This is a genomic window from Henriciella sp. AS95 (assembly GCF_038900055.1).
Lineage (GTDB): Bacteria > Pseudomonadota > Alphaproteobacteria > Caulobacterales > Hyphomonadaceae > Henriciella.
This window is the reverse complement of record NZ_JBBMQM010000001.1, coordinates 1,135,766-1,155,356: the sequence shown is the minus strand read 5'-3', so window position 1 is coordinate 1,155,356 and position 19,591 is coordinate 1,135,766. Positions and strand designations below refer to the sequence as shown.

24 protein-coding genes and 3 pseudogenes are annotated in these 19,591 nt (G+C 53.9%); 16 read left to right on the top strand and 11 right to left on the bottom strand.

All coding sequences use genetic code 11. From position 1 onward, the window contains the following. Positions 1-11: 11 nt before the first annotated feature. The 5 genes from WNY37_RS05765 to WNY37_RS05745 form a co-directional block, all read right to left on the bottom strand. The gene (locus WNY37_RS05765) at positions 12-473 is read right to left on the bottom strand and encodes a hypothetical protein (protein WP_342972508.1); all 462 of its coding nucleotides are present in this window, start codon (positions 471-473) and stop codon (positions 12-14) included. 157 nt (positions 474-630) lie between these two features. After that, positions 631-837 (bottom strand): hypothetical protein, encoded by a 207-nt coding sequence (locus WNY37_RS05760; RefSeq protein ID WP_342972507.1) that lies wholly within the window; start codon positions 835-837, stop codon positions 631-633. An 11-nt stretch (positions 838-848) separates the two neighbouring features. After that, the gene (locus WNY37_RS05755; RefSeq protein WP_342972506.1) at positions 849-1,340 is read right to left on the bottom strand and encodes a hypothetical protein; all 492 of its coding nucleotides are present in this window, start codon (positions 1,338-1,340) and stop codon (positions 849-851) included. Positions 1,341-1,380: 40 nt separating this feature from the next. Beyond that, positions 1,381-1,788, bottom strand: a complete 408-nt coding sequence (locus WNY37_RS05750; RefSeq protein WP_342972505.1) for a hypothetical protein — start codon at positions 1,786-1,788, stop codon at positions 1,381-1,383. A gap of 2 nt (positions 1,789-1,790) precedes the next feature. Further along, positions 1,791-1,925, bottom strand: coding sequence for a hypothetical protein (locus WNY37_RS05745; RefSeq protein WP_342972504.1), 135 nt, complete (start codon positions 1,923-1,925; stop codon positions 1,791-1,793). A gap of 124 nt (positions 1,926-2,049) precedes the next feature. On the opposite strand from WNY37_RS05745, the gene WNY37_RS05740 reads away from it, so the two are divergent. The 12 genes and pseudogenes from WNY37_RS05740 (at position 2,050) to WNY37_RS05685 (ending at position 7,905) form a co-directional block, all read left to right on the top strand. Further along, on the top strand, positions 2,050-2,376 hold the full coding sequence (locus WNY37_RS05740; protein WP_342972503.1) for a hypothetical protein: 327 nt from the start codon (positions 2,050-2,052) through the stop codon (positions 2,374-2,376). Between the two features lie 124 nt (positions 2,377-2,500). Then, a complete protein-coding gene (locus tag WNY37_RS05735) occupies positions 2,501-2,899 on the top strand; it encodes a hypothetical protein (RefSeq protein ID WP_342972502.1) in 399 nt (132 codons plus the stop codon). A gap of 137 nt (positions 2,900-3,036) precedes the next feature. Then, positions 3,037-3,393, top strand: coding sequence for a hypothetical protein (locus WNY37_RS05730; protein WP_342972501.1), 357 nt, complete (start codon positions 3,037-3,039; stop codon positions 3,391-3,393). Positions 3,394-3,403: 10 nt separating this feature from the next. Continuing rightward, positions 3,404-4,003 (top strand): hypothetical protein, encoded by a 600-nt coding sequence (locus WNY37_RS05725; protein WP_342972500.1) that lies wholly within the window; start codon positions 3,404-3,406, stop codon positions 4,001-4,003. A 94-nt stretch (positions 4,004-4,097) separates the two neighbouring features. Next, complete coding sequence (locus WNY37_RS05720; protein ID WP_342972499.1) at positions 4,098-4,529, top strand: hypothetical protein; 432 nt, start codon at positions 4,098-4,100, stop codon at positions 4,527-4,529. A gap of 65 nt (positions 4,530-4,594) precedes the next feature. After that, positions 4,595-4,912, top strand: a complete 318-nt coding sequence (locus WNY37_RS05715; RefSeq protein ID WP_342972498.1) for a hypothetical protein — start codon at positions 4,595-4,597, stop codon at positions 4,910-4,912. An 8-nt stretch (positions 4,913-4,920) separates the two neighbouring features. Further along, positions 4,921-5,193 carry a hypothetical protein gene (locus WNY37_RS05710; protein WP_342972497.1) on the top strand — a complete coding sequence of 91 codons (273 nt, stop codon included), beginning with the start codon at positions 4,921-4,923 and terminating at the stop codon, positions 5,191-5,193. Between the two features lie 138 nt (positions 5,194-5,331). Next, complete coding sequence (locus WNY37_RS05705) at positions 5,332-5,520, top strand: hypothetical protein (RefSeq protein ID WP_342972496.1); 189 nt, start codon at positions 5,332-5,334, stop codon at positions 5,518-5,520. Next, a complete protein-coding gene (locus tag WNY37_RS05700; protein WP_342972495.1) occupies positions 5,504-5,779 on the top strand; it encodes a hypothetical protein in 276 nt (91 codons plus the stop codon). The genes WNY37_RS05705 and WNY37_RS05700 overlap by 17 nt, the downstream gene beginning before the upstream one ends. Positions 5,780-5,948: 169 nt before the next feature. After that, positions 5,949-6,291: pseudogene (locus tag WNY37_RS05695) on the top strand (DDE-type integrase/transposase/recombinase); the annotation flags it as partial. Then, positions 6,291-7,106 carry a hypothetical protein gene (locus WNY37_RS05690; RefSeq protein ID WP_342972494.1) on the top strand — a complete coding sequence of 272 codons (816 nt, stop codon included), beginning with the start codon at positions 6,291-6,293 and terminating at the stop codon, positions 7,104-7,106. The pseudogene WNY37_RS05695 and the gene WNY37_RS05690, both read left to right, overlap by 1 nt. 292 nt (positions 7,107-7,398) lie before the next feature. Then, the gene (locus WNY37_RS05685) at positions 7,399-7,905 is read left to right on the top strand and encodes a hypothetical protein (RefSeq protein WP_342972493.1); all 507 of its coding nucleotides are present in this window, start codon (positions 7,399-7,401) and stop codon (positions 7,903-7,905) included. 102 nt (positions 7,906-8,007) lie between these two features. On the opposite strand, the gene WNY37_RS05680 is transcribed toward WNY37_RS05685, so the two are convergent. The 4 genes from WNY37_RS05680 to WNY37_RS05665 are packed head-to-tail and all read right to left on the bottom strand — an operon-like array spanning position 8,008 to position 11,174. After that, complete coding sequence (locus WNY37_RS05680) at positions 8,008-8,643, bottom strand: hypothetical protein (RefSeq protein ID WP_342972492.1); 636 nt, start codon at positions 8,641-8,643, stop codon at positions 8,008-8,010. A gap of 1 nt (position 8,644) precedes the next feature. Next, a complete protein-coding gene (locus WNY37_RS05675) occupies positions 8,645-9,412 on the bottom strand; it encodes a DKNYY domain-containing protein (RefSeq protein WP_342972491.1) in 768 nt (255 codons plus the stop codon). Between the two features lie 3 nt (positions 9,413-9,415). Continuing rightward, a complete protein-coding gene (locus WNY37_RS05670; protein ID WP_342972490.1) occupies positions 9,416-10,309 on the bottom strand; it encodes a hypothetical protein in 894 nt (297 codons plus the stop codon). 43 nt (positions 10,310-10,352) lie between these two features. Then, the gene (locus WNY37_RS05665) at positions 10,353-11,174 is read right to left on the bottom strand and encodes a hypothetical protein (protein ID WP_342972489.1); all 822 of its coding nucleotides are present in this window, start codon (positions 11,172-11,174) and stop codon (positions 10,353-10,355) included. Between the two features lie 223 nt (positions 11,175-11,397). On the opposite strand from WNY37_RS05665, the gene WNY37_RS05660 reads away from it, so the two are divergent. Then, positions 11,398-11,667, top strand: coding sequence for a hypothetical protein (locus WNY37_RS05660; RefSeq protein ID WP_342972488.1), 270 nt, complete (start codon positions 11,398-11,400; stop codon positions 11,665-11,667). A 57-nt stretch (positions 11,668-11,724) separates the two neighbouring features. Here WNY37_RS05660 and WNY37_RS05655 read toward each other — a convergent pair whose 3' ends face one another. Together WNY37_RS05655 and WNY37_RS05650 are read right to left on the bottom strand one after the other, a co-directional pair. Continuing rightward, positions 11,725-12,165, bottom strand: a complete 441-nt coding sequence (locus WNY37_RS05655) for a hypothetical protein (protein WP_342972487.1) — start codon at positions 12,163-12,165, stop codon at positions 11,725-11,727. A gap of 13 nt (positions 12,166-12,178) precedes the next feature. Beyond that, positions 12,179-12,808 (bottom strand): hypothetical protein, encoded by a 630-nt coding sequence (locus WNY37_RS05650; RefSeq protein WP_342972486.1) that lies wholly within the window; start codon positions 12,806-12,808, stop codon positions 12,179-12,181. Positions 12,809-12,997: 189 nt separating this feature from the next. On the opposite strand from WNY37_RS05650, the pseudogene WNY37_RS05645 reads away from it, so the two are divergent. The 3 genes and pseudogenes from WNY37_RS05645 to WNY37_RS05635 form a co-directional block, all read left to right on the top strand. Beyond that, positions 12,998-13,091: pseudogene (locus WNY37_RS05645) on the top strand (IS6 family transposase); the annotation flags it as partial. Between the two features lie 73 nt (positions 13,092-13,164). After that, positions 13,165-13,841, top strand: a pseudogene (locus tag WNY37_RS05640) (IS6 family transposase). 387 nt (positions 13,842-14,228) lie between these two features. Continuing rightward, the gene (locus tag WNY37_RS05635; protein WP_342972485.1) at positions 14,229-19,550 is read left to right on the top strand and encodes an ankyrin repeat domain-containing protein; all 5,322 of its coding nucleotides are present in this window, start codon (positions 14,229-14,231) and stop codon (positions 19,548-19,550) included. Positions 19,551-19,591 lie beyond the last annotated feature (41 nt).

The following is a 19,591-nucleotide window of genomic DNA, read 5'->3' as shown; positions in this document are numbered from 1 at the left end:
CTCGAAGTACTTTATCGACGGCTCCATTCTTCCCAGTACGACTTGCAAAGATTGTCCAAAAATTCAATCGAATAGCAGGTGTGGTTTGCGTCCCAAACGTTTGCGCTTTGTGTCCGGAGAATGAGGTCGCCCCCGATAAAGTCTGACGGAAAGGCATGTTGAGCACATGTGACTTTCACAGTGCCATCATCTTCTTTTGCTTCGAGGATTTGCAGATCAGTGGACATAATAAATTCCAGATCCGTCAGCGTGCTCGACTTTTTTGTCTCATGGTCTGGCCAGGTCACGAATTTGATCGGGCCGGAAATTTCGAGTTCGACATGAAATCCCTTTAGTTCCGGAGAAATCCTTTGAGCCAGATACAGGATGCCAACTTCAAGAATGAGCTTGTCCTGCCTTAGTTCGTGTTGCTTAATTTCGCCGTCGTGAAAAAGTGAGAAAAGACGCGCTATGTCGCTGCTACCTGTTATCATTTGAGGGTGACCTTTGTTCGGTGAGGCGTCATCATCACGCTCAGAGATGAGAATCGATCCAGATTTCTTGAGAGTGCGAACCGTGAAGACGCGGTAGAAGACGCCTTAAGCGTGACGTTGTTGCCCCAATAATTCTTGAGCGTAGACACCGTAGCTTTCAGCTGCCCACATACCATTTCGGGTCATGACTTTCGGCATAAACGGTCAATGCGCGCTGGTGGATCTTCAGATCTTTGTGCTTTTTCCCATCTGGAAAATGAATGCAGAAACAGCCTTCGCCCACATGATCGATTTTGTACCGAACGTTTTGGTATTCGACATAGCCACCCCGACCTTCATGCACGACTTCTATTTTATCAGACATTGTCCGCCTCGTTATTCCAACACCTGCCACTCGGTGATCGAAGTCGCCGGGCGGACCTCCCAGTTCTCACCGTCGCGGCTGCGGTAAGCCGCATAGGAGGTGCAGCATCCGCCTGCGCCCAGTGCCTGAGTGCCGATTTCGATCTGGATATACTCCCCGTCAAATTCGAGGCGTTCTCTGACGCATTGTTGCGGCAAGGGATAGGGCGCGGGCTCAAACAGGAGCGTCCAGTTTTCCGGTGCGCCACCAGACGACGAAGATTTGTACACCTTGCAGGATTTGATTCCGAAAAGAACGGGCTCGCCAGTTGCTAATGGAAGCGCGACGGTTGGCGTCGTGAACACCGGCTCAGCCGCAGGCAAACTGTCCGGGGCCTGATGTGTCGGAGGTGTCGGTTCAGTGCAGGCAGTCACGGCAACCATAATGCCGATAAGGGTGATGAAAGGGATTGAGGGGCGCCATGACAGTATCTGTTGGCCACCCATCCGCTTATTGCGCTTCATGGCCCTCAACACATCCTTGATGAAGCATTCATGCGTGCAATCACTCTTCATCCTCCCAAATGAAGGCGCAGTCTTCGTCTTCCAGGAAAAGTTTCAGACGTGCTTTGTCGCCCGCAAAGACATAAGTCTTGTCCGGCATGGGGACGGCATCATTCAAGACATCTCCAATAAAGCCTTTGATTGCCGAATTCATGACGGCTTTGGAGCTGTATGGCAGACCGGCTTCCAGATAAGTCGAGCGTTCCACATATTTTTGAAGGCTGGCAATAACGGCATCATCATGTGCGCCTACACGCTTAAAGCTAAAGCTGACATGATCGTTGAGAATAATCCTGAAGATGATCTCCACATGGCCTTGGTAAACATAGATATCTCGCGACATCCCATAATAGGATTTGAGATAGGCACAGTCCTCAAAGTGCGTGATCAGTTTGCTCGATTCTGACATGATCACCCGGCAAACGCACGGCTGAAGGCAGTGATGAGTTTTGTGGTCATCGCTTTCAGGAAGTGTTCGAGCCGCTCAGTCTCCACATCGGCGTCATACTCGTGTTCGAACAATGCGAATGCGTCTTCCGTCTTCATGGTACCTTGAATCGCTTTCCTGACTTCGTTGTAAGGTTAGCCCTGACAAGGTGACGGGATAAAGGCGCAGATCGCCATAATTTGTTACCTTTCAAGCGTGTATGCACGCTCGCAGGAGGGATGCATGTTCAGGCATTTTGATATAAATCCGGAAGCCTCTTGGAGTGACTATGCCCGTAATGGCGTTCTGGCGGACCATATCTACAATCTGGCCCTGTCCAGGGTGAACGAGCAGGATTGGGCCTACATTAATCCGGCGAGCGGGATTGGCATATTTGAAGATGCCGCAGGAAATTACCTGTGCCTTGAGACAGCGGACGAGAGGGCAACGAATGTCATACAGTCCATGCATGGCGGACTGGAAGACGAGGCGCCTTCGGAGATGAAAACATTTATTGATCAGTTCGTGACGGATTTCGATCTGATCGTCGCACTAAAAGAAGACACTTAACGCAACGCCGAATTCGATAGAGCAGCAAGGCGTCAGATCACCGGCTTGGGTGATGGAAGAGGGGGGGATCCATTGAGCTTCAAAGCACTTGTCACAGCCACATTACTTTTCTTGGTGACCGAGCGTGAAAGATAATATGGACAACGCGTCGCTCGAGCACGCTGTCGCCTATTTAAAGCGATGCGGGGTCGAAGCTGTGCAGACTGACTATGGATTTCGGGTTTTGTATCCGGAGTTCAGTGATCGCATTTTTGCCGATTGCGGTGTGGATAATGATAGCTCCATTTCACTGTCAGTGAATACGGAAGAGTCGCCGCCGGTGATCTGGTTCTTCCGCAAGGATTATCTGGAAATGGCGAACTTCATCGCGCAGGCCTATGAGCATTGCGGCGATGTCGCTCCCACACCAGCCGCAATTGTAAGTGCTATGCGCGCGCTTGAAAAAACTTATGACGACACAGCTCTACGCGAAATGACCGCAGCGTTTCTCGGTGAATTAGAGGACGATCAAGGGTCGGCTTAAAGCCATTGCGCTAACCGACATTTTTGAAGGACGAACGGAATTTGAAGGACTCAAAAACACAACTTCACAGTAGAGCGGTCAATACGACTGACGTACACTTAACGTCATCCTTATTCCGGCGCCTTTGGCCAGCGGCTGTGGCGACGGCCGCCTTCTCTGCACTGGCGCATGCCGCGCTTGTCGCCGTCGCTGCGAGGTCGTTCGGTCTGGAACTCGCCTATATCGCAGTCCTCAGCTTTGTCGTGGCGCTGGTTGTCGCCCTGATTGGCGGGGCAGTTTTGCTCGCAATTGTCGGAGTATTAAGGCTGGGGCTCATCTCGTCCTTGCTGTTGTTTCTGATTGCTATTCAGGCGGTCGCCATCTGGCTGGAGTTCTATTTCTTCGAGTTCCAGAATGGCTGGGCCGATATGTCCTGGCAATATGGACTGATCTCTGTTCCCGCCTCGTTTGTCGCGTGGCACCAGTCAGTGTTTTACAATCATAAGCGTGCTTGAGGAGCGGCCCATGTCGAGATTTTGGATACCTGCAGCGATTGCCACACTTGGTGTTTGCCTCGCTGGCTACGCAAAGGCTGAGCCGCCGGAAGCAATGGACGAAGCGGCGGTGGTGCAAGACAGCGCTGAATCTGATCCGTCCTTCGCAGAACTGTCGCCGGACGATTTTGATGACCCCGGTATGTATGACCGGCTCGTCTTCATCAATACCTTCTCAGAACGCCTGAGAAGCGGTGCTGCGGTGGCGGACATGATGGCGCCAACCTTCTTCTTCGTATACGCGGAACAACATGAATGTGCAGGCTACACGACAGGGTTTGAGCCTGCGATGCCCGCCAGTGATATCGACAGACGTTTCATGTTTCCGGCGACCTTTGCATGGGATGGGGACGACTGCGACGTCCCACCCGATCCCAACATGGTTCTGCCGTTTCATCTCTCCGATACGGTTTCTAGCTGGGACCGGATAGATATTGAGGCCGTGGATGCCAACTACACCGTGTTCAGCCTGATGGACCCAAGCCGCCATGATTATGTGTTGTTGAATTCGGAGCCTTCTGGTGACACCTACGAGATCACCCAGATCGATTATCGGTGGGTATTCAAGTGATGCACAGAACGAGTGACGCATGTTTTGCGCAACAATGCACGCAGTGCGCTGACACGAGACCCAGCGGCTGCTTATCGATCGATAGAGAAGCTCGATGACAGAGTTGGTTGTCACCGTCGATAAACCTCGCCCTGACTTTCGGGTGTTTGTCGACCTTATGTATGGTCCGGACCGCAACGTGGACACTGAAGGTGACGCTATCAACGTGTGGAGCCGGGACTGGCGCGAGCTTTACATTCGCGAGCGCGAGCATGATACGCCTCGCGTGGAAATATACGCCGCACCGGAACAGCCGCTGAAATTTGCCGTTATATCGGATGACGCCGAGCTTGCGGAACTCGTGGCACTCTATCTGTATTTGTCTTGCGGAGCGGTGATTGAGCGAAATGGACACGCTTTTTCGGCGGAAGAAATATTACGCCTGAAAAAGAAGTACACAGATGAGGTTACTCGAGCTGCGAATTCTATCTGGCACCAGTCCGGTATCGACAATCCTTTTCCGAATTTAACGGCATGTCAGTCATGAGCAGGAAACCGCGAGAGCAAGACCGCCGTACAGCACGCAAGATAGCGCAGGCAAAGACTGCTTACATGAGCAACGCCAAGTGGCGGAAGCTCTTTTCTGCCTTGCACAAATTGCCAGGCGGATGCGCTGTGGTGGGGATCAAACTGATCAGTCATCCTACTGTACTCAGCGTGCCTACGCCCGGGCCGGATTTTGAGTTTGAAGATCATTTCGGTGAATGCGGCGGTGTTTCTTGTGTGCCGTTCACGCATATCGATTTTGTGGGCGTTTCTAATTTTCGTGCCACGAATTCGGAGCTGATCCAGCACCTCAATGCGTTTGGGAAATGGCCCGTCACGGAGGCCGACGAAGGCATCCTTATTCAAGGCTATGAATGGAGTTGAATGCAGCGATGGCACTGGATGTTCACGCGTATAGAGGTGGCCGTATGGGACGGCTTTTGTATCAGATCGATGATAAAACCTATGGTGTCCTTCAACCGGCCTTTGACAGGTTCCGGCAACGCACCGGAAGTTTCGTGGATCCGTATGGAGATCTTATCGTGGATTCGCAGCTTTCTGTTCTGATTTCCGAAATTGCCGAACTGAAAGTAAAAACGGATCTGTTGACCGTGCTTGAGGCGCGCAGAGACGAGGGCGGGGCGATTGTCTTCGTTGGGGATTGAGTTCGTCTGGATGGTGGAGGTCGATTGTGACTGACGCTCGCACCTTGCGCTTGTGCGTCCAATTCTATCCTCCGAGCCAGGGCGGCCGGATGGCCCTGCCGGACTCAATACCGCCCGCACCTGGTTTTGGATGACGAAGTGAACCCGGATTACCTGGGCGTGCAGTTTGTCGTGTGCGCCGATCCGGTGGATTTTGGCGTCGATTTGCAGGTGAGCGTCCAGCTGCTTTATGACGGGGTCGACTATTCCGGTCTTGTGCCGGGCAGCGCGTTCGCCATCAGGGAAGGCGCACGAACAGTGGGGGCAGTGCATGTCGTATCTTGCTGAGCAGCTTTCAGACTGGACGGACATCGACGTGGCCGCTTGGCACCTCGCCGTCTCACTGGGCTTGATGCAACCGCCACAGCCGGATGCACCGGCGTTTGCTTTCGGTGGCCGGAAGGATCTTTTCTGGACCAGCAATCCGCTTGGCGATCTGATGTTCCGGCTGCTTGGTGACCTGCAGACTCTGGGCGCTGTTGAGGAACACCCAAAGGACGACCATCTGCTCCGTTGGAATCCCGTTTATCAGAGTCCGGACCGATGATGCGGACATCGGTCGGCAAGACCAGCCACCAAATTTGTACTAGGGTTACCTCAAGGCCAAGGTATTTCGAGACGGCCTTGTCAGCGGAACCGGGGTTTAGGAGGTGAATTCGGAAGCGTAGCTTCGGCAAGTGACGAAATCACCCTTCCGCTACTTCAAGACATCACCCGAGATCCGCAAACGTCGATCTGAAAAAATGAGGCAGTTACCGCAATGGCGGCGGCATCCGGCCGAGGTCTTCGTGAAGATCCGGGGTGAACGGCATTACTTGTGGCGCGCGATCGATCATGAGGGCGATGTCCCGTTTCCGGCGCATGCGAAGTCTGCAAAAGTTCGTTTCAATCCCTGCGCCAGTATACAATCACTTCAACTTTGAAAGGCACATCAACTCCAGAATTCGATTCAGACAGAAACGTGGCGCCGCTCTACTCGAATCGCGGCAATCTCTGTCTTTCTGTGGTCCTTCTGTTCCTGCTACCCTCCCACCTTTGCGAAGAACCGCCAGAGATTGATGAAGACTGAAGACGCATTCGCCCTGATTGACCATGAGTATGAGGCCGATGACGGCCTGCTCATCAAGTTTCGCTTGAGCGACGATGTCGAAACCGAACGACTTGAACGGTTTCATGAGGCCCTTCAAACGCTCGCTGAACATTATGACCAGCAAACGCATATCGAGAGCGACGTGGCGTATAAAATCATGTCCTTGCGGGACACATTGTCAGCGAGTGCCGGCCACTGGAAAGTCTCCCGCCCCGAGGGCCTGACCGTCGAGATGACCACGAAGCTCATAATTGCCCTGAGCGGAGTCTTCGCCGGTGGTGGGACCTCACAGGCGAACCCGAACAAGCTGAACGGCACCATCCAGCAAAAATGGCGCGAAGGCTTTGTGGTCGGCTATGATTGCATTGCCTATGGCGACGGGCACATCGTCTTCGCGAATGCCTACAGCGTCTACGATCCGAATACCCATGAGACGACGCTCTACTGGTCGCCTCTCTGCGATACGACCGTCGCCTCGCTTCTCAAATATAATGACGATATCTGGACCGAGGTCGATATCTTCCGCGATCCCTTTGAGTTTGAAGGCCAGAAGATCGTCTTCGGTGATGGTGGCATGGGTAATGAAGGCTACATCGCCTCCGTGACGCCGGACAATGATCTCAACTGGAGCCTGTTCTTCACCAATTCGAACCCGATCATGCGCGCAGAAATGCGCGGCCGGACGATTGTGGCCTATGGCGAGACGGGCTTTATCGCCCACATCAACATCGACAATCCGGCGGACATCTCCGTCACCCATGAAAACGCGATCAGGGACACGTGAGCGCCCGTGTACCGCTACATCCAGATCGGCAGTGACCCGGCCTACTCCCAAAGCCTTCCGCGGCAGCAGATTGAAAACAGTCTGCGCGCATTGCCGGAGACAGTCGCAGACCGCCTTCCTGCTAACTGAAGAAGACTGGCCAGAGCAGGCTCCCGGCTTGGCAAAGAACCTTCATTCCGTGCTAAGGCAGTCGCTTGAGGCTTGGTGCATTGAGAACAACGCCAAACTGGTTATCGATGAGACCGGCATTGCCTTCTGAACCTGGTCAATTTTGCTAGCGGAGTTTCATCCCATGCCGAGTGGAAAACAGATTCTCCTATCTCAGCTGACCGAATACTCGCAGCGCCAAACCGCTGAGGATGAGATTGAAACCGCCAGTGAACGGATCAGGGCCGGCCTGCTCCTGCACGGGTCTACCTCACACGAGATGTGGAAAACCGTTTCTCATCTCGCATGGGTCCAAAGTCACAATCATACGGAAGGCCGACCGCCCTACCTTGAAAGGCAAGGATTGGGGCTTGGAAAGTCTGGCCTTCTTCTGAGTGATTTATTCGAAGCCCTCACCGATGATCCGGCAATAGCCGAGGCGTTCGCAGCCGATGACCCGAATTTGTCGAAGGACAGCGTACAGGCAGGCTTGCATGTGATCTGGCTGCTCCTCAAGGCACTGGAATGGTCGAAAGCCCATGAGGCGGTCGAGATTGATGGAAGTTTCAGTGAAGATCGCAAGACGCAGCTGATCGGGAGCTATGTCGACAAACTCAATGCGTTCGAAGCAAATCCGGATGATTTTTCATGAGATGGCGCTGATAGGTCTGCAGCACCTCCCTGGCTTCCCTGCATTCATCCATGCGAATTCGGGGCCTTCTCCATAAAGCAATCGGGGGCGGGCTGGTCCGGTTTAACCCGGATCTTCGCTTCGATATTCGAGCCTGTCTATGCGGAGCTCATCTTCTTCACCGGCAAGTTGGACGACCAGATAGTCAGACACGCCGCGTCCTTCGATGGATCCCCGGTACGGATCGTCTTCGTGCTGATACACTTCAAACCTGTCCCAGTCGGCCAGCATTTTCTGGAGGTCAAACGTGATTTCAGATTTCGAAACTGGCTTGCGTTCACATGCCCAACCGTCGCCGTCATTTGTGACTTCCAGGCGGAATGGCCCGTCAACGCGACTGGCGGGGAGCGCATCAAGCACGCCATCCGTATTTCCGTCGCACCGGTTGTCGACGTGGTAGACGAAGGTGAATTCGGGGGCCATGAAGGCTGAGACAGGCTGTCCGTTCTCGAGGCGCTCGGACAGTTCCGTTAGAAAGACGAGCGGTGCGTTTGCCTGCGCAACTGGCTCGGCATTGTCTGTTTGAGATGCCGGCGTGTCGCTTCCGGTTGTGGCTGTGGTCACAGTGTTTGGCGTTTCCGGCTCATGACATGCGGCAAGCGACAGTGCGACCGCCAGGACAAGAGCGCGGGGCGCTTGAGCGAACAACTTGCCGATGGCCTGCGGCGACTTGCGTGTGCTGAAACTTGCTTTGCCCATATCAGATCCGGTTCTTTCCGGAGAATCTGGAATGTTTGTCGCGGGCCGTCCCGTCGGCAAGAATTTCGAAGCTCTCACTATCGGCGTCCTTCAGGACGAAACTCATGAAGTAGATCTTGTCGCCGCTCGTCGAATAAGGCGGCTTGAGAAACGCCCAGTCATCCGCCTTAGCCCCAGCAAGTTTCTTCGAGTTATAGAAAACGCTCTGTGCATCGCGCGAAAAGCCATTCCTCACCATCTCCCAAGTCGCCACATCCGCGCCCTTGATGAGCGCGCCTTCGTAGAAGCACTGCGTGTCAGTCGTGGCGGCCGGAATGGGATACTCCCCGGTCTGTTCGACCAGCTTCAGGGTCATCGGCGAGGTACAGCTCGCAATCGGCCGGCCGCAATAATAGGCGAAGGCGGCGTCGCGCGCATATCCAGCGCCGATGACCTTGAGCCCCTCGGCAGAGCCGCTTTTCAAGGGCTTCAAGCTGGTTTCGAACTCGCAATAGCCGCAGTCCTTGTCGCGAAAATACCCATCTCTAAGCGGGGTGAAACTATCGCGATCGACGGTCTTCATCGTCGTCCAGGCATGGTACACAAAGGCTTTGTCACGGGCGATGAAGTCAGAGCCTTCCAGAACTTCAAAGCTTTCAACATCCGCTGAGCGATTCACCCGCGTCTGGTGCACGATCTTATCGTCCGTGACTTCCCAGAAGGATTTCGCCTTGTCGATGTGCATGGGCACGCGTTGGTCCGGCAGATCAGTGAGCTTGATCCAGGTCATGTGTCAGGCCTCCAGCCAGTCGATATGCGCAACCGCCGTGCCGCGCCGCTTTCCGGACAGGCGCTCATAGGTGTTGAGAAGCGTATCGAGCTTCTTGCGATTGCAGGCCGGGCAGAAGGCCCGCTGTCTTGAACCGATCGGCTTTATGAGCCCCATCGCGCCGCACTTGTCGCACGCATCCTCGGCATAGTTGGCCAGAAGATGCGGCACTGCTTTTTCACACCCCTCCGGCAGATACCGTTCCAGCTCCGCATAGAATTCAAAAGGGTGATGGAACGGGCTGATGTGGATATAGCGGAGCTTGCTGAAAGCCTGAAAGTCCGCCGCGTTGAACACCGTCTTCTTGCTGAAGAATTTCAGGTGTTCGAGGTTTGTCAGGGTGAACAGCGCGTCAATGTCCGGCAGCACACTGCCACGTCCATGCAGGTCGCCTTCAATCGCAAACTCGCGGAGGTTTGGAAGCGTGGCGAGGGCACTGATATCACTGAGCTTCAGCAGCTCTGACAGGAACAGGCTCTCAAGCTGCGCCATGCCGCTCAGGAATGACAGATCGGCCTGCTTCTTCACGTCGTAGAGGATGAGGTATTTGAGCGCCGAAAGCGGTGCCAGAGACGGCCAATCCTCCTGGCTGTCATGGCTGATCTGCATCACTTCCAGCTTTGGCAGCCGGGACAGGCTATCGAGCAGCTCAGCCGAAAACGTGTTCCTGCCCAGCCCGACATACCGAACCGATCTAAACTCAGGCAGAAGATGCAAATTCTTCGCCTTCGACCCGAAGCTGATCAGCTCGGCCTGCGGGTCAAGTTCCGCGAAATCGCCAACCGAAACCTCTCCCTCGTACACGCCGAGATACGGCATTTCGTAGCCACCATTTATTCTGGTGGTGAACGTCTTCATCGTCATCGTCCTCTGGTCCCCCTGATCCTATCCATGCGCCGCTCTAGTCAGCCAGGTCCGGAAAGACCTTGGACGCGACCTCGTAATCGACCCCCATGCGGCCTCTCCAGCCGGCCAGCGGATGCACGATATCGGAGCGTGCGGGCTGGCCATCCGTCTCAGGATCGCTCGGAAGAACGCCCGTGACAGCGAGTGTCTGAAGCATGCCGTAGCGCTTGTACTTGTCGGCCTTGGGCAGAAGTTTGAGAGACGCGATACGCTTTTCCAGCTGGCCGGGCGTTTCATCTTCGCTCGCATCATTGATCGCGCGCAGTAGCGCGGATAACCGCGCAATCTGCTCCTTCGTGACCTCCGGCGGCTCGAATGTGGAAGCCTCCTCCAGCTCCGGCAGGAAGTTCGCGGGGGCCTCATTCCAGCTATGGCCGAGATAATAGGTGTAGAGCGCATGGGTCCTGTCGAAGACGCTCTGCTTAGGCAGGCCGCAGACATCGCAATTCACATGGCGCTGCGATGGCGCAAACGCATGCGCTTCGAGCCCCGACATGAAGTGAAAACTCATCAGCGTTTGCCGGTAGCGCGGAAGATCGCCGGACAGACCCTTGATGAAAAAGCGCGAACAGGACTGCCAGGTGAGGCTGGTACTCTCTCTGAGCTTCAGGAACGCGCCAAGCAATTCGTCATGGCTCAGCGTCTGGAAATTGTTCGGCTGCAGATTGTGCTGGCGAAGCAAATCGGCGTCATCCGAGCTCAAGCAGTCCGTCTTGTATCCGATCTCACCAAAGTACTTTTTGTTATAATCGGTATTGTCATAACTGTAGACAGTCTTGAGCAATCGGAGAATTTTCGACAGTTTCTTGTACGGCATAGTCTTCTACTTAACGGGCAATGCGACAGAATTTCGACAAGTCTTGACCGACAATCAAAATACTAAAGGTGAACATGCTATGACGACATTCCAGTTTCAGCCGAAATGGATGGAAGAAATCGTCGTCAACGCCTCGGATGGAAGTTCCAGACTCGATCTGACCATGAGGGTCGTCCGCGCCACCTGATCGAAGGCGTGCCTGGCATTTCAAGGAGAGGAAATCATGGCGCTCTCAGAACAGCACCTGACCACCATCAGAACTGACTTCTCCGAGGAAGACATCCCCAGGGTCATCGCGGAACTGGAGCGGATCACCACTGCCGAGACCATGGATTCCGAGCACAATCGCGACAACGCCATCGGCGCCATTCTGAGTTTGAGCAAGGGCGATCTCGGGGAACTGAAAAATCTCGTCACCGCCGCAAAGACCGATTTCCGGGATGTGATCTACTGGTGGTATCTGGAAAACAAGAAGGCCACGCACCCTGAATGAGCCGGCCGAGCCAGGCGTTCGAATGACTGAAAACATCAAGACCGTCCACGAAGGCTTTCATTCTTCGCCTTCTCCGGAAGTGCCTGAGCATTTGTAAAGCGTGAAACGCTCGCTCGTGTCCCAGATCATGTCCGTGGCATCGCGCCTTGCCAGGATCGCATCGGCTTGCCCAGCCCCGACTGGCTTCAGGCGCAGTTCGGAGTTCAGCCAGTTCTGCGGACGAAACCGGGTATGCCCCTTTGACACGCCTTCGACATGTACGCGTCCCCTGCGTGGTGGATCGCTCTGCGCCTGGGCTTCCATGCCGGTGAGACCTTCAATGCCATCTGCTGAAACGATGAAACTGATCATGACATCCTTTGTATCGCAGCTTCGGTACCAGGTGCCGTCAATCCAGCCATGTTGTCCGAGAACAGACGGTTTCGGCCCGCAGGCGGCGAGAGTTGCCGTCGCAGCAACAGCAGCGATCGCATGTTTGTGCCAGACAAGCTTTGTCATGCGCCGCGCCAGATCATTGAGTCGCCGCAACCGGGTCGATCTTGAACAGTCTGCAAAGCGGGTGTTCGGCGCCGTCATAGAAATAGTCTGACCCTTCCCAGCCTTCCTGAAGCGGCTCAGCGCAGACCGGATGATCGAGAAAACTCGGATCGTCTTCACTGCCCCCCTTTGCCTCCCAGTCTGCGACCAGCCCAGGAAACTGAAGCCCGAAAGTTTCAAGTTCGTCCCAATAATATCGTGACTTGAAAACGATCGGCTCGGCATCCGTGCCATAAGAATCGTAAAGCCGAGAGAGATCGCTGGCATGGGCTTCGCAATCCCCTATTTCCGCTTCTTGAAGGGCCTGATCACCCTCTTGCAGCCAATAGTCAAAGCAATGCTGGGGCGGCTTATAATCCGGGTTCTGTTGCCACCCAAGGCGTGCGAACGTTTGTTGCGCTCCCAAATCCTCGATTAGCTGTCTTGCTGCCTCATCAGCTCTTGCGACGAAGTCGCCTCTGGGTGAATTCGATGCAGAGCTATTGAACTCTGCACTTGACTGCGTGCTGTTCTCGTTTGTTCCCACTTCAGTCGACGAACATGACACCATAAAACAGATGAGCGCCAAACCGACGACGCCTCTATTCAAGCCACCGAGTTTCATCAAGAATCGCATACATCCCCCACCGATCAGCAAAGGTTGAAACAATATTTTCGGGCGAAATAAGGGCATAGGGGCTTGTCAGTGGAACAAGCCGATTGAGCGGGCGGCGAGATCAGGCTGGCCTATCTAAATACCCCGAAATCCATCCGCTACTTCAAGACGTCGCCCGAAATCATCCAACTCGCGGTCATGATGTATGTGCGATTCCCGCTGTCTTTGCGCAATGTGGAGGATCTGCTTCACGAACGCAGCATCGACATCCGCCATGAAAGGCACTGTCAGACTAAATCGGCATTGAGCGCCTAGGTGGATCTGGATAAGTTTAGTCTATATCCAAGAGCCCCTTTCGCTATTTCATGACTTCGCCCGAAATAATACGTCTTGCGGTGATGATGTATGTCCGGTTTCCGCTTTCGCTCCGGAACGTAGAAGACCTGCTTCACGAACGAGGTGTAGAAGTCAGTCACGAGACCATACGCTACTGGTGGAATAGGTTTGGACCAATGTTTGCAGGAGAGATTAGGAAACGTCGATCTCAGCAGCTTCGTCAGGTCACGCACTGGCGCTGGCACCTCGACGAGGTCTACGTGAAGATCAATGGCGTGACCCATTATCTTTGGCGTGCCGTCGATCATGAAGGCGAGGTGCTCGAAAGCTATGTCACGAAAACACGAGATAAATCAGCGGCCTTGAGATTTTTAAAAAAAGCAATGAAGCGCTACGGCGCACCGCGGACAGTCGTAACCGATCGGCTAAGATCGTACGGCGCAGCGATGAAGGAGATCGGAAATATCGATCGCCAGGAGGTAGGTCGACATCTCTCCAATCGGGCTGAGAATAGTCACCTGCCCTTCCGACGACGGGAGCGAACAATGTCCCGATTCCGAAGATGGGCAATCTACAAAAGTTCGCTTCGACCCACGCTTCGTTTCACAATCACTTCAATCTAGACCGTCACCTCAATTCAAGAACCCGCTTCAAAAAGAACCGGGATGCCGCCCTCTTCGAATGGCGCCAGCTTCTGGCCGCCTAATTGCGTTTGCTTCTTCGAAAACAGAGACGACTTCGCATTAGTCTGACAACACCGCCACTTGGGCCCCTGATTTGAAGACCAGATCCGGGACGTCGCCAAATCGCCCGCCACTGGCGGGCTTTTTCATGGACTCGAGTCTCAGCGCGCCCGATTTTCCCTGCACCTCCCGCAATTTTCGTCGAAAGTCTCTAACCGCCATTTTCGTCAGATCTGCTAGAACTTGATCGCAGAATGCGGTTTATGAGTAGATCGACGCCCTGGCCCCGAGCGGCAGTAGATTAACGTGCTAACAAGTAATGAAGACTTAAAATTGATTGGCGGTTGTGCCTTCTCCGGCAGCTGGTAGTAATGAGAGGTAGAGAAAAAGACTATCATTAGGGGGAGGCGTTGGGCGCGGTATTCATCAGTTCGTCCGGCGACATGCGTCTTGAACGACAGCGAGCAAGTCGCGCCGTAAATCGTATCAGTGCCGAATTTGGCCCCCGAACCAAGTCTTTCAGTCCTTACGTATGGGAACAAGACGATCGGCTTTCAGATTATTCGGATGTCTACCAAGAAAATATCCCTCGCGCCGGAGGGGATTCAACCGAAGTCGCGGTTTTCATACTTGGCGAACGGGTCGGTCTCCCGCTTCCTCCGGATGCCTCGATACCGACACAAGTCGCCGAATATCTTGAACCGCTATCGGAACTATTCGATTGGCCGGGCCAGGCTGGCTACCCCTCGCCTCATAAGGTTCCGCTCACCGGCACCTTGTATGAACTGATAGATGCGCTCGCTTCTGACCATGTAAAATGTCTGATTTACATTAAGGCTCCTCCGCCATCCGATGTTGCTCCCCAGTTGGTGGCCTCGGCGAGGCGATTTGGATTTGGGTCTTATTTACGTGACTATACCGAGCGCTGCGGCGGATTCTTGAATGCAGAACAGCAGGCCTATTACGGTTCTCAAATCGAATGCATGGCTAGGGTCCAGAACTGGTTGGTTGGCCGCGCTACGCGGTACTTTGAAACCCCTGAGCAGTTTCAATTTCAGCTTGAGGCCGACCTAGGCAAGCACCTTCGTGGCACAAGACCTGCGGACGTGGAAGCGGCGTTCAAAGGCCTGGAGCACTTCGATATATCTGATGCGGCGCTTTTCTTCGGTCGAGACGAGGAAATCCGCGACGTTTTCAATTTCTTCGAAAGCTGTGGCGAGAGTAGTTCGCATACCTTGCAAACGTCTATTCTTCTGTCGGGGAGGAGCGGCGTTGGGAAAACCTCATTTCTTAATGCGGGCCTCTCCGCGACGGCTTTGAACCCGAATTCGAGGCTGAGATCGCTTGCCGATGAGCTTTCGGTAGAACCCCTCGTAGTTTCAGTACAAGACATAGAAGCCAGCTTTGACGGTCACTCGAAACGCCATGCGACACGCCTTCCTGCTTTCTTGAAGCTTCTAAAGCAGGGTTTCGATATGGATCTGTCGGAGACGATGGACCTCGACCAGATCAAACAAAGAATGGAAAATTACCCGTCCAAGATTCTTCTCCTTCTAGACGAGGTCGAACAAGCCTTTCAGAGCGAAGACGTAGCGACGGCGGCGCGTTGGCAGCAGATATTTGACCTATTAGACTATCTCACGAAAGCGCATGCGATTTGGTTAGTCGTTTCGATTTCCGACACTAACCGTATTGATGACGTTTCCTCGGGCTTTGTACATAAGTGGCAAGAACTAGGATTTCTTGAAGGCTCGCGACCAATGGAAATTTTTCCATTAGAGCCGACACCGATAATTTCTGCACACCAGGCGTGCTTTTTGGCCTGCGGCATGGTGCTCCGGGACGACACGAAAGACATCCTTAAGAAAAAAGTTCAGTACCTCTTTCAGTCTAACCAAGATCGGGATGGATCGACTCAAACACTCGTAGCAGTTGCTATGCAGATGACCGCGGAGGCGAGCCAGAAGAGAATAAGTAAAGAAATGAGTAGCCTCGTGCCAGCCCGGCGTGATGGCAGATCGCGCCGAATGTGGCGCGAACAATTTCTACAAGACCGCCCTCCAGTGCAGATTGCTCCAGATATGATGGTGGAGCCAGAAAAAGCTATCGCGCACTTGGCTGACCAGGCTTTCTTTGGCTTTCTCAGAACCGATCTTGGCTACGATAGCGTATCCGATCGCCCCCAAGCTGAGGCGGAAGGCCTCAGAATGTTGTCGAGTCTTCTCAGTTGGCTGGTCGTGGACAATGGTGCCGCCGCTTCGGGGCGCTTATCGGCTAAGCAAGAATTTTCGGCACGGCGCCTAGCTTGCCGTACCGCAAATCAAAGGCGTGTTGAGAAAGCACTAGGAGCAGACGGACCGGCTCTGGTTCAACGCTTCGTGAACGTCAGGCTCCTCCGGCGTGACAAACAGCGCAATATCGGACTCTCCCACCGCCTGCTGCTGGAACATTGGCCTATTGCCGAAAAGGCGGCGTCGATGGAAATCGAAAGACTGGCGGCCTATCGGAGACTTAGAAATCACAGAGAACGAGATGGGGTAACTCCTACTGACGAAGAGCGCGAGTCTTGGGCTTTTTTGTATCGAGCTTGGGGTGCGGCAGGGCCTTGGGACACCGCGGCGCGCGGAAAGGATCGGCTCACGGATTTGGACTGGCTGCGACTTGAATTGTTTGGCTCCATCTCCTCTGAAAGCGACCCTGCGACTCTAAAAAAAATACTGCAGAGCGCGTTAGAGGCGGGCGACGATCTCGTCGCATTCCAGGCTGTTCAGCAAGCCCAAAACGTTAAAGGCGACGCTATCACCATTCTGTCTTCGCGCGTGCCGAAGACCACGAACCCGATGAACCCACCTTTCATCATGCAGGCTGCTGAGCGCGGGATGGACAATACAGTTGAGCTCTTGATCAATACTCTATCGCAGCCATTCAGTCGGAATCTTCGCGGTCAGAGTATCCTTCACTTGCTAGCTTTCTCCCAGAAAGCCCGATTGCTACAGGTCGCTTCTGACAAGCTGGAGACCATGCACTGGAAACGCATAAGGTTCGTGAGATCATCCGAGCTTGGAAGCGCGCCGCTGGTTTCTCGTGGAGGCTGGACGCCACTTCATTATGCAGCTCGTGGCGGATCCGTTGCGGTGGTTAACAGCGTTTTGCGGATATACAGCGCGCTAGGTATCAAGCACGTTTCAAAGATCAACAACTATGCAAATGCCTTACCGGGAGCGAATCCTTTTCATCTAGCGGCGCATGCACCCCGCTGGCAAGCAACGAGAATGATCCGCGCGCTAGCGAAACTCGACGATAAGCGGATGTCGCCGGATCAGAGAGGGTATCTGCCGGCTCATCATGCCATCATGAATGATAATGCCCCCGCGTTAGCCGAACTCTGCAAGGGTGTGTTGAAGGCGAAACTGGGCGCACGATACCCGCTCGAGAACTCGCAAACGAAAGGCGAGCCTAACAAAGACGACACGTTGACGATTTTTGCGGCGCGCAGAGATGCTTCTCACTGCATGCAAGTGCTCAAGAGCTTCGGACTCCTAGATAGCAAGAAAGTTTTCCCTGAAGCATTCAGAATTGCCGCTGGCTATGGCGCTGACAGGGTGTTGGAAGTCATGCAAGAGCGATTGAGCAAGACCGGTATCGCGCAACTAATGCAGGGCAATGCTTTGGATTCCCAGAACCGCAACCCTCTGCATCTTGCGGCCCAGTACCGCCGAGCAGCGTTCGTAGATTATTTTTGTGGCCGTCCAGACGTCTCCGAGATTTTGCCCAGCCGAATGCTCGGAGGGCTTACCGCCCTTCACCTCGCCGCGAAATTCTGGCACGCGGACTCCGCAGAAGCGACACGCGGAATTGTTCGTCGGCTTCTCGAAGCTGGCGCTGATTTCGAAGCCAAGGACGACAACGATTTTACACCGTTGGACTGGGCTTTAGCGTCAAGAAACGTTGAAGCACTCCTAGCGATCCTAGATCACGTCCACGGCGGAAGGTTTCAACTTACACCGTGGCGACTAAGACAAGCCGCCTCTCTTCCCAATGAAACGGCAAGGCATCGCGTTTTTGACCTTGCGACCGATGAACAGTTTTACATTGCACTTGGCGAAGAGGTTAGCCTTGTTCATGAGCTGGCCCGGATGAATGATACCGAGCTCCTTGGGCGCGCAATCCAAGTTGGGCGGGGTATTCCGGACCTGGTTGAAAAGTCCGATTCCACCGAGGACGGCGGGGGGTATGATCGAACGCCCCTGATTGCTGCCGCTGAAGCTGATGCTGATGATTCAATTCGCTTGCTGACGAGACTAGGGGCTCGCCGGACGGCCGTTCAGCAAGGCCGACGCAATGCTTTGCATCTCTGCATTATCAAGGACAGCATTTTGGCTATGAATGCGCTGTTGGAAGGCGCCACTGCAGATGAGCTAAGAATGCTCGTTACCCAAGCTGATGAAGTGGGGAAGACCCCGCTGCATGTAGCCGCTGAGATGTCCTCCCCAGATGTTATTGCCAGACTACTCGATATAGGCTCCGATCCGGCCAGCCCTCAAGAAAACACGCCGCAGGTTAAAAAGTTGGAATCTGGACGTACGCCAGCCCACATTGCCGCGTATAACGGATATGCAGATACCCTTCGCCAAATGGTCTTGGCACATCCCGAGGTGGCAGCTATCCGGTCCCCACAATCAGGTGATTCCCTCTTGCACAGTGCGGCCGCGGGCGGACGTTCAGCGTGTGTTGATGTTCTGTTCGAGACCGAACCAACGGCTGCCTACGAAGCCCTGAGGTCGTGTAATTCAGCGGGTAGAACACCATTACATTCGGCTATCCGGGCGATACCGAAAGCGTCGAAGAATGGCAAAGCTGCGGAGGCCGAAGCAAAGGCGACTTTTGAGGCTTTGCTCAAGCGCCAGTTGAACACGCCCCTCGAAGATTATCCGGTCTTGGACCAGCAAGCGAACTCAAACAGGATCTGCTCTGATCCGAGCGCCTTGTCTGGCGCTGTCGCTGAGAATGATCTGGATACTTTAAAGCGGCTTATTGAGCTCGGCATGACAGAAGTTAGCGTCGCTCCGCCCAAAGCGTCGCCGTTGCACACGGCTGCTCATTTCAACAGACTTGAAGCGTTCGACCTACTATCGAAGTTCGCTGAAGAAAAAGATTATGAAAAGCTTGATCGATACAATCGATCTGTTTTGGAGACTGCGTGTGCTTCTGGTTCGGTCGAAATTGTCCGCCGTCTAGTTAAGGATGACACCGATATCTTGCTGTATTCAAAGAGAAATAGACCATCTCCGTTGTGCTACGCGATCCTGTCTGGGCGCAAATCGATTATCGAACTGGTGGACAAGCGTCGATTGAGACAATTCGCGTTAGATGAACCGGCATTTGCGGCGACCTGTATTCGCTTCGCAATATTTGGTGAGCAATCGCAAATCATGAGGAACCTCGTTGAATTGGGATTTCCGGCGGACGTCGAGCTGAAAACTGCGCAGAACGACTTAAAAGAGATTGGGGATCAGGAAGTTGGCATTGTGGACCAGGCCAAGATTTCTGAAGATCTGGACCTAGTTGAAGAAACACCTACGGGGCTTGGAAGCAACTCCCACGCTGGTACCACTGAAAAGCCCAGTACCTCCGACTCAGCAACACCGCGCAAGTTCCATGACTGGCCACTTTACCTAGCTTGGATGGTTTCCACTATCATGGCGATCTTGCTAGTAATTGCCATCACTTAGGTACCAATGCAGTGTATTCGACTGCGCGCGGGGTGACCGAC